A 15016-nucleotide genomic window follows, 5' to 3' on the forward strand; every position below is an offset into this window, starting at 1 on the left:
CGGCGTACCCGGACGCCTACGCCCAGTGGGAGCAGCAGGCCACCGACCTGGTCGCCCAGCACTGGAACAGCTGACCCACCGCACGACCCGACCGATGGCCGGCACCCGAACCCGGGGTGCCGGCCATCGGCATATCCAGCCCCCGCCCACTGACCTGGCCACCACGCCGAGCCGGGTGCCGGCTAGCGGCGTACACAGCCCCGCCGAGTGACCGGCCGACCCCTCACATCCACGGGCGCAGCCCGCCGAACGGCATCGTCGGCCCGCGTGACGGTGAATCTTGGACAGTTTCCGTTCGGCCCTAACGGAAACTGTCCAAGATCTCGCCCGACGCCCGACGCCCGACGCCCGACGCCCGACGCCCGACCGCCGACGGGCGGCGGACATCGGGCGGCGGTCAGGTGCCGGCCGTTGGTATGCCCGGCCCGTGACTGACCGCCGATCGGCATGCCGACCTGGGCGGCGCGTGGGCCCGACCGAAATGCGGTCTGTGTGGCACATCGATCCAACCGGCATGCCGACCTGGGCGACGCATGAACCCAAGCGGCATGCGGCGCGTCGACCCGGGCGGCGCGCCGCCCGGGCGGCGCGCGTACTCCCGGGATTTTCAGTCGTGGTGGCCGCGGAGGATGTCGATCAGCGCGGCGACCAGCGCGAGCGCGATGATCCCCGTGGCGAGCAGTAGCGATTTCTCGAAGGCCGACGTCCAGTTGCCGCGACTGTCGGTGAGCGAGGAGAAGAACATCGAGCCGACGGCGGCGATGCCGGCCGCCGCCCCGATCCGCTGGCCGGTCTGGAGCATGCCGGCCCCGCTGCCGGCCTGGGGAACGGGCACCTGGGCGAGGGTGAGTGTCTGGTTGGGGGCGATGACCAGTCCGCTGCCGATACCGGCGACGAGCAGTGGCGCGGCGGTGACCCAGGGCGCCGGGGCGTCGGGCGCGAGGCGCAGTGCGAGCACCGTGGCGGCCAGGCCGACCACCACGCCGAGCAGTCCGAGGGCGACCAGGGGACGGCCGAAGCGGTTGACGACGCGGCCCCCCAGCGCGGACGCGGCGGCGGACCCGAGCGCGAACGGGGTGATGGCGAGACCGGCGACGAGCGCGCTGTAGCCGAGCCCGTTCTGCAGGAACAGGGTGAAGATGAAGAAGATCGCGGTGAACCCACCGAAGTAGACCAGCGCGATGAGCGATCCGAGTGTGTACGACTGGAAGGTGAACAGCCGCAGGTCGAACAGGGGTTCGCGGTGCCGCGCGTACCACCGTTCCCACAGCCCGAAGGCGACCAGCACCGCCAGGCCGGCCGGGATGAGCGCCCACTTCCACGGCGTACGCCACTGCTGCTCCTGTACGAGTGGCAGCAGGATCAGCACCACGCCGACGCCGAGCAGCAGCACACCGACCGGGTCGAGTCGGCGTCGGCCGGGCTGCCCGGCGGGTCGACCGGGCAGCAGCCGCCACCCGAGGATCACCGCGACGATGCCGACCGGCACGTTGACGAAGAAGACCCACCGCCAGCCGTGCTCCTCGCCGCCCAGGGCGATGAGCAGCCCGCCGAGCAGCGGCCCGACGGCGGTGGAGATGCCGATGGTCGCGCCGAGCAGACCGAACGGACGGGCTCGTTCCGGCCCGCGGAACAGCTGTTGGATCAACCCGATCACCTGCGGGTTGATGATGCCGGCGGCGGCGCCCTGGAGCAGCCGGGCGGCGACCAGCCAGGTGGGGGACGTGGCCAGGCCGGCGAGCGCGCTGGTCAGGGTGAACAGCGAAATGCCGAAGACGAACGCGTTGCGCCGCCCGCGGAAGTCACCGAAGCGGCCGGCCGGTACGAGCACCAGCCCGAAGGTCAGCGCGTACCCGGAGAGGACCCACTGCAGGTCGCTCGGGGAGGCGTGCAGCGCGCGGTCGATGGACGGCACCGCGACGTTGACGATGCTCACGTCGAGCAGCGTCATGAACGCGGCGACCAGCCCGACACCGACGGCCTGCCAGCGTCGGCGGTTCTCGGCCGCGTCGACCGGCTGCGGCTCGTGCGCCGCGCTCATGCTGCCCCCCGTTGACGGTCGATCATGCATCCCTGACCGCTACCCCGGCAGGCGGGGGCCAACCGTCGGGGGTCACGCCATCTGGCGGGCGCAGAATCGGGGGCCGAAGTCGAGGCCGGCCATCGGCGAGTCCTCGCGGTGCAGCAGGCCCTTCTGGGTGAGTTCGTGCAGTGGGGTGTGCACCTGCTCCTCGGTCAGACCGGATCCTTCGGCGATCAGGTCCGGATAGGGGACCTGGCCACGTGCCTCGAGGGCGGTGACCGCCTGGTACACGCGCTGCTCGATCTCCGACAGCTGAACCCGCTGCATGATCTCCTCCTCTGCTCGTCCGCTCCCGCGCGGACGGTCGCGCCACGTCGGTTACCCCCTGCCTGACCGAAGATGCCCACTCGATCGGGCGTTTGGCAGCTCGCCGTGCCCGGGCCGCGCAGCGGACAGTGCCCTAGGCTGCAACCGTGATCGTCTGGGATCTCGTCGTCGTCGGCGCCGGCCCCGCCGGGCTCTCCGCGGCACACGCCGCGGCCCGCGCCGGCGTTCGTACGCTGGTTGTCGAGCGGGCCGCGCACCCGCGGTACAAGACGTGTGGCGGTGGCCTGATCGGCACGTCGCTGGCGGCCGTGCGCGGCCGCATCGAGGTGCCCGCGCACGACCGGGTGGACCGGGTGACGTTCACCCGCGACGGCCGGCGGGAGTTCACCCGCCGCAACGGCAGTCCGGTGGTGACCATGGTGCGCCGCGAGGAGTTCGACGACCGGCTGCGCGCGGCGGCGGTCGCCGCCGGCGCGCAGATGCGGGAGCAGGTCGCGGTCCGCGCGATCGAGCAGGACCCCGAGGGGGTACGCCTGCGGCTGGCCGACGGTACGACGCTCACGGCCCGCACGGTGATCGGCGCGGACGGTTCCTCGGGGGTGACGGCCCGACACGTGGGTGTGCGCTACCGGCAGGTGGACCTGGGGCTGGAGTTGGAGGTGCCGGTGCCGCCCGCCGAGCAGGAGCGCTGGCGCGGGCGACTGCTGCTGGACTGGGGGGCGATGCCGGGCTCGTACGCCTGGGTGTTTCCAAAGGGCGACCGGTTGACCGTCGGTGTGATCGCGGGCCGGGGGGCGGGGGAGGGGACGCGCGCCTACCTGCGGGAGTTCGTCGACCGGTTGGGCCTGACCGGGCTGCCGGCGGAGCACGACTCGGGTCACCTGACCCGTTGCCGTGCGGAGGACTCCCCATTGCGCAACGGCCGTGTGTTGGTGGTGGGGGATGCCGCCGGGCTGTTGGAGCCGTGGAGCCGCGAGGGCATCAGCTTCGCGCTGCGCTCCGGGGAGATGGCCGGCGCGGCGGTCGCCGACGGTGATCTGGCCGGGTACGAGCGGGCGGTCACCGAGGGCCTGACGCCGGAGATGCGGGCGGGGTTCCGGCTGCTCGACCTGTTCACCCGCCGCCCGGAGGTCTTCCACGCTCTGTTGGCGACCCCGCCGGGTTGGCGGATGTTCGTCCGTTTCTGTCAGGGTCGGGCGAGTTTCGACGACATGCTGCGACGTCGACCGGTCCGGGCGGCGCTCGCGGTGTTGGACCGGCTGCCCGCCCCGCGCCGGCCGGCCGCCAGCATCCACCCCTGAGCAACAGCCCGGCGGTTCGCAGGCCCGCCGGGCCCGCCTCGCCTGCGCCAGCCCGCTCGACCGTCCCTGCCGACCGCCCCTGCCGACGGCGCGTTGCCTCAGGCCATACACCCAGGATCCTAGGATGCCGTACGGGGTGTGTCGGGCCGCACCCGACGGTCGAGGGGACTGTCAACCGACAGACCGGTGCTGTGGGCCGCCCGCCGTCAGACAATGGCAGGGCAGGAGGGGGTGCCGATGGCCGAGCAACCGTTCACCGAGGACGAGTACGCGTTCCTGCGCCACATCCGGTTCGGGGAGTTGCCGCCCGCCGTTCGCCCGGACGAGCGGGTCGCGCTGACCGAGACCGATCCCGGGCGGGACCGGCCGGAGAAGGCCGAGGACCCGATCCGCTGGAACGTCCAGGGCTGAGACTGGAACGTGCAGGGCTGAGAGACGAGCAGGCGGGCCGGGGTGTCGCCACCCACGGCCCGCCGACGTTCTGCGATCAGAAGACCGGCACGCCCTCGCGTACCAGTCGCCAGTTGGGCTGGAAGAAGTCGGCCGGGTTGATCGTCCCCTTGGCCTGCGCCCAGTCGATGAGCAGCTGGCGGATCTCCTGCTGCGCGTTGTAGACCTGGGTCTTCACGATGCCGGGGAAGTTGCCGCCGCCGCTGCGCCGGTAGTTGTTCACCGCCATCACGAACTGCGCGTCGTCCGCCACCGGGGTGTCGGTGCCGGGCAGCACCAGCCGGGTGATCCGCTGGCCGACCGGCTTGGAGATGTCGATGTCGTAGTCCAGGCCGGAGAGCGCGTCGTAGTTGTAGTCCGGCACCGACGGGTCGTTGATCTGCTCCGGGTCGACCGGTGCGCCCGGGGCGAGGGTCCGGAAGTACTTCGCCGAGTACTCCAGGTACGCGCGCACCTCGGCACCGCTGAGCACGACCGCTTCGAGCGTGTTGTCGAACACGTACAGCCCAGCCACGTCACGGATCTTGACGTCGCCGGCGGGGAAGACCGCGGTACGGCTGAACGGAGAGGCCTGCGACAGCACCGGCAGGCTGGCGTACTGCGTGCCGGCCAGCGCCTTCGTGACGGTCTCGGCCTGGACGTGGTTGATGAAGTCCAGGATGGGGGTGTCCTTGTACCGGGACTCCACCGTGGACATCTCCACGGTTGCCTGGGCCACCACCTGGTTCACGTACGCGATGGTCTTCTGGTGTTGGGCCCGCACGGCGGCGAGCACCTTCGGGTCCTCGGCCACCGTGTTGGTGTTCAGCATGGTGGCGGCCTTCTTGGTGATCGTCCAGCGGCCATGCTCACGGGCGAGGGTGAAGTCCATCCGGGTGAGCCGCTGGCCCCACTTCGACGGCTCGGAGAGCAGCACCTGCGCACCGGTCCGCTCGTTGGTGACGAACCGCTCGACCACCTCGTTGTGGGCGTGCCCGAAGAGGATCGCGTCGATCCCCGGCACCTGCTGGGCGATGAGCGCCACCGGGTTCTCGTTCGGCAGCTCCGGGCCATAGCTGGAGGTGCCGCTGTCGCCGCCGTGGGCGGAGATCAGCACGAGGTCCGCGCCGCGGGCCCGCATGATCGGCACCCACTTCGCGGCGGTCGCCACCATGTCGTCGAAGCGCAGCCTGCCCTCGACGTTGCCCTTGTCCCAGATGGCCACGCCGGGGTTCGTCAGGCCGAGGATGCCGACCCGCAGGGTCGGCGCCGCGAAGCCGAGGGAGACCTTCTTGATGACGTACGGCAGGAAGGCGGGCTTGCCGGTCTTCGCGTTGATCGCGTTCGCGGCGAGCGCCGGGAAGCCGAGCTGGCGGATCCACAGATCCAGCAACGGCAGGCCGTAGTTGAACTCGTGGTTGCCCAGCGTCACGGCGTCGTAGTCGATGACGTTCATGGCCCGGGCCATCGGGTGCTTCTCGCCGGTGGCGGTGATCGGCTCCTGCTTGGCGTAGTACGTGGCGAGGGGGGTGCCCTGGATGGTGTCGCCGGCGTCGAGGACCAGGGTGGCCTTGCCGCGCCGCTCGGCGCGGATCTGGTTGATCAGGGTCGCCAGCTTCGCGACACCGATGTCGTTGTGCTTGCTGTCGTCGTACTCGGCGTCGCGGTAGTAGTCCCAGTTGTAGACGTTGCCGTGGGTGTCCGACGTGCCGAGCAGCGTGAGGTCCCAGGTGCGCGACCGGGTCGCGCCCGCCGCCTGGGCGGGGGCGGCGGCGATCAGCGGGGCGGTCGCCGCCGCGGCGGCGACGGCGAGCACCTGGCGACGCGACGGACCGGATCCAGAGGTCATGACGTGCCTTTCCATGGGGGTGGACGCGCCTCGTGAGCGCCTCGCGCACCATAGCCAGCGCCTGTCACTTGCGCCACGCCAGCCCCGGTTTTCGCAGGCCGTCGCAGGGTAGGGCGCTCTCGACGAGGTCGCGGGGGAGCAGCCCGCACGGTGCGAGGAAGAAGAAGTACGGGTTCGCGGGCGGTGGCGTCAGCGGGGCCAGGTGGTGAAGCGGTGGCGCACCCGGGCGACGTCGTCGGCGTCCAGGCCGTAGCGGCCGAAACGCTTGTCGGACAGCCGGTCCAGGTAACGCCCGGCGGCCCGCACGTCGGCCGGGTCCAGCGCGGGGTCGACCTGCCGGGCGAGCATCAGCAGTTGCGTCACGTCGTAGTGCTCCAGGGCCGCCGCCACGTCGATGAAGTCTCGGACCTCCCGCCGGTTGACCAACGCCGCGATCTTGTTGGCGACCAGGTCGCGCACGTCCATCACCGGGCCGAGGTCCATCACCACCGGGCTCTGCTGCCGGTCCAGCCGGGCCAGGCTGAGCCGGATCTGCCGCCCGTCGCGGCTCACCACGAAGTCCTTCATGTCCTGGCCGTACCCGTCGAACAGATCGGCGAGCTCGCTGTCCGGGTCGGCGTCGGTGACGGTGAACCCGGCCCGCTCCAGCGCCATGCGCACCCCGGCGGTGGCCGCCGCGGCAGCACCCTCGACGTCGGCGAAGAGGTCCACGTCCTCGGTCGGCCGGGCGACCAGGCCGTGCGCGGCCCAGGCCACCCCGCCACCCAGCACGAACCGGTACGGCCCGGCGGCGGTCAGCGCCACCCGGGCCACCTCCCGGTAGAACTCGTGCAGATGTGGTGCGATCACGCCGCGCGCAGGCCGCGGTGCCGGCTCTCCCAGGCGAGGCGGACGCCCCGGGGCAGGTTGAGCAACCGCCACACCCGACGTAGTGTCCGGCCGTTGATCAGGATGCGCAGGTCGTCGGCGCTGGCGGTCTCGCGCAGCACGTTCTCGTACATCCAGAGCAGCTGGTCGGGGTCGCCGAGGTCGAAGGTGCGCTCGGCGTTCCACATCAACCGCACCGGCAGCTCGACGACGCCGCGGGTGGGGCCGGTGAGCTCGGTGAGGGTGCGCGCCACCACGGCCGGACGACCCGGGCGGGCCAGGAAGACCACGCCGGTCGCGGTGGGCGAGACGGCCTGCATGCTGTCAGGGTAACGCCCGCCGGTCCCGGTGTCGCTCAAGCGACCTTCCTCGGCCTGCGCGCACGTCCCGGCGTGGTTGAGGAAAGCTGCCGGATAACCGACAGCTCGCCCGGTTCTTCAGGGCTAGGGTGGCCGCTTCCCGGTGTCATCTGAAGGGACTCGCGGTGAGCGGTTCGTCAATGTCGTTCGAAACCGCCCGCCGAATTCTCGGCAAGCACGACGCGGGGTGGAGTGAGAAGCTCGGCAGCCTGCTGGGATTGGCGGCTCTCGGCAGCGGCGGCGCTGGCGCCCTGTTGCCGGCGATCAGCGCCGCGTGGGGATGGATCGACCAGAAGAACGAGCTGGTCCAGCAGATCACGATGGCCGTCGAGCGTTTCCGTGACCGTACCCTTCGGCGCGAAGGGTCGGGAACGGCACGAATTGATCGCGGCCGCGCACACCGCGGTGGTGGCGGGCGCGTTCTTCACTGCCCTGAACGAGGTGGTGGGCAAGGGGTACGCGAGCCTCCGTCTCAGCGAGGTCGAGAAACAGAAGATGGTTCCCGGCGGTAGCGCTGTCACGCACGACACCATCGTTTCGTACCTGCTGGGGGTGGAACTGCCGCTGCCGTGGGCGGGCTGTGGGTTCGAGGCCAACCTGATGGCCTCGGTGATCCCGTTCTACGAGTCGATGACGGAGCGCTGTCTGGGTTTCTTCCGGGGCCTCGCCGCCTGGGAGAAGATCGAGGTTGACCTGGGCTACCAGTTCGGGCATTTGATCCAGGCGCGCATCGTCGACAGCGCGATCAGAACCTACCGCGACGACTACCGTCGACTGGCCGCCGACGTGCCGGAATTCGGCATGTGGGCGTTGCTGGACCAGATCGGGTTCGTGGCGGCGACCCAGGAGGCCGCGCACCGCACGTCCGTGCAGTTCCAGCAACGGTCGCTCGCGCTCATGGAGCAGCTCCTCAACGACCTGCCGTACCTGCCGAACAGGCAGCACGGACCCGACCGGACGATCATGGCGCAGCGTAACCGCCATCTCCTGTCGGAGCCGATCGCCCAGGTCACCGAGATGGATCAGATGTCGGGCCTGCGGATGCCGACCACCGAATCGGGTTACGTAAATCCGCACTTCCAGTGGGCCGTCACCGACGGTCAGTCCCGTACCTGGGAGGAGGAGTGGTGGAAGCAGCAGCGGAACGGGCACCGGCTGGATCATTTTCTCGCCGCGTACTTCGCCTCGGCTCGCAGCGCGGAGCGCCCGCTGGTGATTCTCGGTCACCCGGGCGCCGGAAAGTGTGCGGGGGCGTCAACTGTCCGACGCCAGTCAGGACGTCACCAGAGTGGTCCTCCTGGACGGTCTGGACGAACTGATGCAGGCCACCGGCGCGACCGAGTCCGGCTTCCTGCACGAGGTGCAGGAGTTCCAGGAAAGGAGGCGTCGATCGGTTCGCCGGTCGCCGTCGTGGTGACCTCCCGTACCGTCGTCGCCAACATCGCGAACATCCCGGCCGGCTCGCTGGTGGTCAAGTTGCGCGATTTCGACCGCGAGCAGGTAGGCGCGTGGGTCGACATGTGGAACGAGGTCAATCGGGAGCCGATCGCCAACGCGACGGTCAAACCGCTCGCCGCGGACACCGTGTGGTCGATGGGCGAGCTGGCCCGTCAGCCGCTGCTCCTGCTCATGCTGGCGATCTTCGGGGCGACGGACGACCCGCCGGTGGACGGCGCCGGTCAGGTCACGCAGGGGCAGCTCTACCAGTGGCTGCTCAACGGCTACGTGAGTCGTGAGGTCACCAAGGCGCCCCGGCCGGCGGGTCGACCGCTGGAGGGCGACGAGGCCGCCGCCCAGGCGGACCGCGAGCTGTGGCAACTCGGAATCGCGGCGTTCGCCATGTTCAACCGGGGGCAGCAGTCGGTCAGTGGCCAGGACCTGGACGCCGACCTGGCGCCGATGCTGCTGTCGTCGGCCGCGTACACCGGGAACCGGAAGCATTTGTCCCGCCCGCTGGACCCGGCGATCCGTACGATCGCCCGGTTCTTCTTCATCCACGCGGCGGACGTCAACAGCAGTCTCGTCACCGGCAGCAGCTACGAGTTCCTGCACGCGACGTTCGGTGAGTACCTGATCGCCTACCACGTGTTGCATCAACTGGACGGCCTCGCGAACGCGCGGCGATACCTGCCGGTCGGTCAGGAGTGGACCGATGACCAGTTCTTCGCGCTGCTGTCGCATTAGCAGTTGTCGGTCGGCGGCGCGATCATGCCCTTCGTGCGGGAGCTGTTCGAGACCAGGTCGAGTGGGCAGCAGGCGGTGATCGTCGCCGAGTTGAAGGCGCTCATCCGTTCCAGCCAGGAGCGCGAGACGTTCGGCCGGTTCCGGGACTACAACCCGTCCGGGCGCAACCTGCTCGGCCGGGTCGCCGCCTACCTAGGAGGATCGTCCGGCCCGGTGATGAGTTGTCGCGCCCGCACCCGTCATACCTGCGACGGGACACGACGAGACGGGAGCATGACGTGACGAGTGCGCACACGGACGAGCAGGTGGGTGGGGTCGACGAGCCGGCCTTCGCAGGGCTGGCGGGTCGGCACCGGCGGGAGCTGCACGTGCACTGCTACCGGATGCTGGGGTCGTTCGAGGATGCCGAGGACGCCGTGCAGGAGACGTTGCTGCGCGCGTGGCGGCGGCGGGAGACCTTCGCGGGGCGGTCGTCGTTCCGGGCCTGGCTGTACCGGATCGCCACGAACGCCTGCCTGGACCTGCTCGCCAGGCGCCGCCCGGAGCCTGCGACCGGCGGCGAGGTGCGGTGGTTGCAGCCGTACCCGGACCGGCTGCTCGACGAGCTGCCGGCGGGAGACGCGGACGAGCCGGAGACCGTCGCGGTCGCGCGGGAGACGATCGAGCTGGCGTACCTGGTGGCGGTCCAGCACCTCGCGCCGCGCCCCCGGGCCGTGTTGATCCTGCGGGACGTGCTGGGCTGGCCGGCGAAGGACGTCGCGGAGCTGCTCGGGGACTCCGTCAACTCGGTGAACAGCGCGCTGCAACGGGCCCGCGCCGGCATGCGCGAGCACCTGCCCGCCGAGCGGCAGGACTGGACCGGCGGCGAGGAGGACGCCGGGACGCGCGAGCTGGTGCGCCGCTTCACCGACGCGAGCGTGGCCAAGGACATCGACGCGCTCGCCGCCATGCTGCGCGACGACGTCCGCTGCTCGATGCCGCCCACCCCCGGCGTCCACGTCGGCCGCGACGCGGTGCTGGACGACTGGATCCAGGATGGGTTCGCCGACCTGGGACGCCTACGCGGCGTCCCGACCGCCGTGAACCGGCAGCCCGCCGTCGCCTTCTACCTGTGGCGGGAGCAGGAGAACGCGTACCTGCCGCTGACCATCGACGTCCTGCGCGTCACCGGCGGGGCGGTCGCCGAGATCGTCATCTTCCACGACGACCAGTTCGCGCGGCTCGGGCTGCCGCAGCGCCTCCCGGCGGACGGTGCCAGGTGAGCGCCGCGGCCCCGGCGTCGGGCCGGACCAGCCGTACCCACCGACTGCGCCGGCTCGCCGGTGTCGGGCTCGTCGCCACGCTGGTCGCGGTGCTGGCCACCACTGTCGCCGCCGCGCTCGCCCGGGCCGCCGGCGTCGACTTCGCGGTCCCCGCTGGCGGCGAGACGATCCCGATACCCGGGTTCGCCGTGGTGACCGGCGTCTTCTCGGTCGTGGGCATCGTCATCGCTGCCGCTCTGCTGCGGTGGAGCGTGCGTCCCGCCGCGCGATGGGTGTGGACGGCGGTGTCGCTGACCGCGATCTCGTTGGTCGCGCCCCTGCTCTGCGGGGGCAGCGCCGCCACCGTCACCGCCCTTCTCGGACTGCACCTCGTTCCCGCGGCCGTGATGATCCCCTCGCTGAGATGGAGCCTGCGCACCGAGTGACGGTGCCGCGACGCCACCCTCTCGATTAGCGAAGACTCCTCATCTGACTTATGTTCGTGAGGTCGCTCGCGTGGGAGGGGGTGTCGGGGATGGGTCTGCGGACGTTCATCGAGGGCTGGCCGGTGTATCGGCAGCTCACCGGCACGGACCCGTTGGGCCGGGGCGCGGCAGCGAAGTCCGCGCGCTCGGCTGGCCTGACCGCCCGCACCGAGACCGCCGAGAGCGTGGCCCGGTCCGTCTGTCCGTACTGCGCGGTGGGGTGTGGGCAGCGGGTGTTCGTCAAGGACGGGCAGGTCACGCAGATCGAGGGTGATCCGGACAGTCCGATCTCGCGAGGTCGGTTGTGTCCGAAGGGTTCGGCGAGCAAGAGTCTGGTGACCAGTCCGTTGCGGCAGACGACGGTCCGCTACCGGCGGCCGTACTCGACGCAGTGGGAAGACCTGGACCTCGACACCGCCCTCGACATGATCGCCGACCGGATCCTCGCCGCCCGCGAGCAGACCTGGGAGGACGTCGACGAGCAGGGCCGGCCGCTCAACCGGACGTTGGGGATCGCCAGTCTGGGTGGGGCGACGCTGGACAACGAGGAGAACTACCTCATCAAGAAGTTGTTCACCGCGATGGGGGCGCTGCAGATCGAGAACCAGGCCCGTATTTGACACTCCGCCACCGTCCCCGGTCTGGGGGCCAGCTTCGGTCGTGGCGGTGCGACGGATTTCCAGCAGGACATCGCCAACGCTGACGTCATCGTCATCCAGGGTTCGAACATGGCCGAGGCGCATCCGGTGGGTTTCCAGTGGGTGATGGAGGCCAAGCGTCGTGGGGCGAAGGTGTTCCATGTCGACCCGCGGTTCACGCGTACGAGCGCGGTGGCCGACGCGTACCTGCCGATCCGGGCGGGCACCGACATCGCGCTGCTCGGCGGCGTGGTGCGCTACATCCTGGACAACGAGCTGGACTTCCGCGAGTACGTGCTCGCCTACACCAACGCGGCGACGATCGTCAGCGAGCAGTTCAGCGACACCGAGGACGGCGACGGCTTCTTCTCCGGCTTCGACCCGGAGACCGGCAGCTACGTGCAGGACAGCTGGCAGTACGAGGGCCACGAGGGCTCCTCCGGCAGCGGGCACACCGCCCAGGAGCGCGACAACGCCGCGGGGTTGGCGCACGAGTCGCACGGCGCGCCGGTGGGCGGGCAGACCCAGCGGGACGAGACGCTGCAGCATCCCCGCTGCGTTTACCAGATCCTCAAGCGGCACTTCTCCCGCTACACGCCGGAGATGGTGGAGCGGGTCTGCGGCATCCCGCAGGAGAAGTTCCTCGAACTGGCCCAGGCGTGGACGGCCAACTCCGGCCGGGACCGCACCGGCATGCTGATCTACTCGGTGGGGTGGACGCAGCACAGCGTCGGCGTGCAGTACATCCGTACCGGGGCGATCATCCAGCTGCTGCTGGGCAACATGGGCCGCCCGGGTGGCGGGGTGATGGCCCTGCGCGGTCACGCCAGCATCCAGGGTTCGACGGACATCCCGACCCTGTTCAACCTGCTGCCCGGCTACCTGCCGATGCCGCACCACGCCGACCACCCGACCTTCGACAAGTGGGTGGACAGCATCCGGCACCCCGGCCAGAAGGGCTTCTGGGGCAACGCCGAGTCGTTCGCCGCCAGCCTGCTCAAGGCGTACTGGGGGGACGCGGCGACGCCGGAGAACGACTACTGCTACGGCTACCTGCCCCGGATGACCGGCGATCACGGCACCTATCAGCAGGTGCTGGACATGATCGACGGGAAGATCAAGGGGTACTTCCTGCTCGGGCAGAACCCGGCGGTGGGCTCGGCGCACGGCCGGGCGCAGCGCCTGGGCATGGCGAATCTGGACTGGCTGGTCGTGCGGGACCTGTTCATGATCGAGAGCGCGACCTTCTGGCAGAACGGCCCCGAGGTGGCCACCGGCGAGATCGTGCCCGAGGAATGTCGTACCGAGGTGTTCTTCCTGCCGGCCGCCTCGCACGTCGAGAAGGAGGGCACGTTCACCCAGACGCAGCGGTTGTTGCAGTGGCGGGAGAAGGCCGTCGAGCCGCCGGGCGACGCCCGCTCCGAGCTGTGGTTCTTCTACCACCTCGGGCGCAAGCTGCGGGAGAAGCTGGCCGACTCGACGCTGCCGCGTGACCGTGCGCTGCTCGACCTCACCTGGGACTACCCCACGCACGGTCCGCACGCCGAGCCGAGCGCCGAGTCGGTCCTGCGGGAGATCAACGGGTACGACGTGACGACCGGCCGTCCGTTGTCCAGTTTTGCCGAGGCCCGTGCGGACGGCTCCACCGCGATCGGCTGCTGGATCTACACCGGCGTGTACGCCGACGGCGTCAACCAGGCCGCCCGCCGCAAGTCCCGACACGAGCAGGACTGGGTGGCCGCCGAGTGGGGCTGGGCCTGGCCGGCGAACCGCCGCATCCTCTACAACCGCGCCTCGGCCGACCCGGACGGCAACCCGTGGAGTGAACGCAAACGCTACGTGTGGTGGGACGCGGAGAAGGCCGAGTGGACCGGCTACGACGTGCCGGACTTCGAGAAGACCAAGCCTCCGTCGTACCGGCCGCCGGCCGGCGCGTCCGGACCGGAGGGGATCGCCGGCGACGATCCGTTCGTCATGCAGGGCGACGGCAAGGGTTGGCTCTACGCGCCCAGCGGCGTGCTGGACGGGCCGCTGCCGACGCACTACGAGCCGGTCGAGTCGCCGGTGCGCAACCCGCTCTACCGGCAGCAGGCCAACCCGACCCGCAAGTCGTACGCGCACCCGGTGAACTCGGTCAACCCGAGCCCGCCCGAGGAACACAGCCAGGTCTTCCCGTACGTGTTCACGGTCAGCCGGCTCACCGAGCACCACACCGCCGGTGGGATGAGCCGCACGGTGCGCCCGCTGGCCGAGTTGCAGCCGGAGATGTTCGTCGAGGTGTCGCCCGAGTTGGCCGCCGAGGCCGGGTTGGCGCATCTGGGGTGGGCGCACCTGGTCAGCGGGCGCGCGGTGATCGAGGCGAAGGTGCTGGTGACCGACCGGCTCACCCCGCTGCGGGTCGACGGTCGGATCATCCACCAGCTGTGGCTGCCGTACCACTTCGGTTACGAGGGTCTGGTCACCGGCGACTCGGCCAACGACCTGTTCGGCATCACCCTCGACCCCAACGTCCTCATCCAGGAGAGCAAGATCGGTACCTGTGACGTCCGGTCGGGCCGCCGGCCCACCGGGACGGCGTTGCTCGACCTGGTCGCCGACTACCAGCGGCGGGCCGGGATCACACCGGGGGGACACGCGCCGGCCGTCACCACCGACCAGGACGTGGAGGGGCGCGATGGCTCCTGACCCGAACAGCCTCTACGGGCCGCTCGATCCGGCCCCGGACGCCGGTTATGTGGACGCGCCGCCGCGGATGGGGTTCTTCACCGACACGAGCGTGTGTATCGGGTGCAAGGCGTGCGAGGTGGCCTGCAAGGAGTGGAACGGCGTTCCGGAGAGTGGCCTGGATCTGCTGGGCATGTCGTACGACAACACCGGGGCGTTGACCGCGAACTCGTGGCGGCACGTCGCTTTCATCGAGCAGCCACGTCCGGTGGGGCACGGCGGCGCGGCGTTCGCGGGTACGCCGACCGGCGCGACGGTCAGCGCGGCGTCGGCGGCGGTCGCCGCCGGCACCAGCGGCCCGACCGGCACCGACCCGGGCCTGCCGCCCGGGTCACCGTCGGCCGCCGCCCGCATGGCCACCGGCACCCCGACCAACGGAGAGTCGGTGCCCGGCGGCCGGGTCGACGTGCTCGGCGACCCGGCCGCCGCGCACGGCACACACCCCACCGTCACCCGAGACGGCCCCACCGGCGCCAACGGCGGCGCGGGCCCGCAGTTCCTGGGTATGCCGGGTGGGCAGCCGCCGGGGCGGGGCACTGGTGTGGAGCAGCGGTCGGATTTTCGGTGGTTGATGATGTCGGATGTGTGT

12 protein-coding genes and 1 pseudogene are annotated in these 15016 nt (G+C 70.7%); 8 read left to right on the forward strand and 5 right to left on the reverse strand.

The features are described from left to right. Positions 1 to 607: 607 nt before the first annotated feature. Complete coding sequence (locus ABZT87_RS31045; RefSeq protein WP_355139994.1) at positions 608 to 2041, reverse strand: MFS transporter; 1434 nt, start codon at positions 2039 to 2041, stop codon at positions 608 to 610. Positions 2042 to 2113: 72 nt separating this feature from the next. Then, positions 2114 to 2350: a hypothetical protein gene (locus ABZT87_RS31050; protein ID WP_354862434.1), complete on the reverse strand. Its 237-nt coding sequence runs from the start codon at positions 2348 to 2350 to the stop codon at positions 2114 to 2116. A gap of 146 nt (positions 2351 to 2496) precedes the next feature. On the opposite strand from ABZT87_RS31050, the gene ABZT87_RS31055 reads away from it, so the two are divergent. Together ABZT87_RS31055 and ABZT87_RS31060 are read left to right on the forward strand one after the other, a co-directional pair. Next, positions 2497 to 3651 (forward strand): geranylgeranyl reductase family protein, encoded by a 1155-nt coding sequence (locus ABZT87_RS31055; protein WP_355069087.1) that lies wholly within the window; start codon positions 2497 to 2499, stop codon positions 3649 to 3651. 237 nt (positions 3652 to 3888) lie between these two features. Continuing rightward, positions 3889 to 4062 carry a hypothetical protein gene (locus ABZT87_RS31060; RefSeq protein ID WP_234591432.1) on the forward strand — a complete coding sequence of 58 codons (174 nt, stop codon included), beginning with the start codon at positions 3889 to 3891 and terminating at the stop codon, positions 4060 to 4062. Between the two features lie 76 nt (positions 4063 to 4138). On the opposite strand, the gene ABZT87_RS31065 is transcribed toward ABZT87_RS31060, so the two are convergent. From ABZT87_RS31065 to ABZT87_RS31075, 3 genes are all read right to left on the reverse strand, one after another. Then, positions 4139 to 5929: a 5'-nucleotidase C-terminal domain-containing protein gene (locus ABZT87_RS31065; protein ID WP_355139996.1), complete on the reverse strand. Its 1791-nt coding sequence runs from the start codon at positions 5927 to 5929 to the stop codon at positions 4139 to 4141. A 189-nt stretch (positions 5930 to 6118) separates the two neighbouring features. After that, positions 6119 to 6778 carry a nucleotidyl transferase AbiEii/AbiGii toxin family protein gene (locus ABZT87_RS31070; RefSeq protein ID WP_355139998.1) on the reverse strand — a complete coding sequence of 220 codons (660 nt, stop codon included), beginning with the start codon at positions 6776 to 6778 and terminating at the stop codon, positions 6119 to 6121. Continuing rightward, positions 6775 to 7116, reverse strand: a complete 342-nt coding sequence (locus tag ABZT87_RS31075; protein ID WP_354862426.1) for a hypothetical protein — start codon at positions 7114 to 7116, stop codon at positions 6775 to 6777. The genes ABZT87_RS31070 and ABZT87_RS31075 overlap by 4 nt, the downstream gene beginning before the upstream one ends. A 378-nt stretch (positions 7117 to 7494) precedes the next feature. On the opposite strand from ABZT87_RS31075, the gene ABZT87_RS31080 reads away from it, so the two are divergent. The 6 genes and pseudogenes from ABZT87_RS31080 to ABZT87_RS31105 form a co-directional block, all read left to right on the forward strand. Further along, positions 7495 to 9339 carry a hypothetical protein gene (locus ABZT87_RS31080; RefSeq protein WP_355140000.1) on the forward strand — a complete coding sequence of 615 codons (1845 nt, stop codon included), beginning with the start codon at positions 7495 to 7497 and terminating at the stop codon, positions 9337 to 9339. Between the two features lie 33 nt (positions 9340 to 9372). Then, positions 9373 to 9621, forward strand: coding sequence for a hypothetical protein (locus tag ABZT87_RS31085; protein WP_355140002.1), 249 nt, complete (start codon positions 9373 to 9375; stop codon positions 9619 to 9621). Continuing rightward, the gene (locus tag ABZT87_RS31090; protein WP_355140004.1) at positions 9618 to 10601 is read left to right on the forward strand and encodes an RNA polymerase subunit sigma-70; all 984 of its coding nucleotides are present in this window, start codon (positions 9618 to 9620) and stop codon (positions 10599 to 10601) included. Before ABZT87_RS31085 ends, ABZT87_RS31090 begins: the two co-directional genes overlap by 4 nt. Continuing rightward, positions 10598 to 11026 (forward strand): DUF6069 family protein, encoded by a 429-nt coding sequence (locus ABZT87_RS31095; protein ID WP_355140006.1) that lies wholly within the window; start codon positions 10598 to 10600, stop codon positions 11024 to 11026. The genes ABZT87_RS31090 and ABZT87_RS31095 overlap by 4 nt, the downstream gene beginning before the upstream one ends. A gap of 89 nt (positions 11027 to 11115) precedes the next feature. Next, positions 11116 to 14388, forward strand: a complete 3273-nt coding sequence (gene fdh / locus ABZT87_RS31100; protein WP_355140008.1) for a formate dehydrogenase — start codon at positions 11116 to 11118, stop codon at positions 14386 to 14388. Next, a pseudogene (locus tag ABZT87_RS31105) lies at positions 14378 to 15016 on the forward strand (4Fe-4S ferredoxin); the annotation flags it as partial. The gene fdh and the pseudogene ABZT87_RS31105, both read left to right, overlap by 11 nt.

Source organism: Micromonospora sp. NPDC005237 (assembly GCF_040607775.1).
Taxonomy (GTDB): domain Bacteria; phylum Actinomycetota; class Actinomycetes; order Mycobacteriales; family Micromonosporaceae; genus Micromonospora.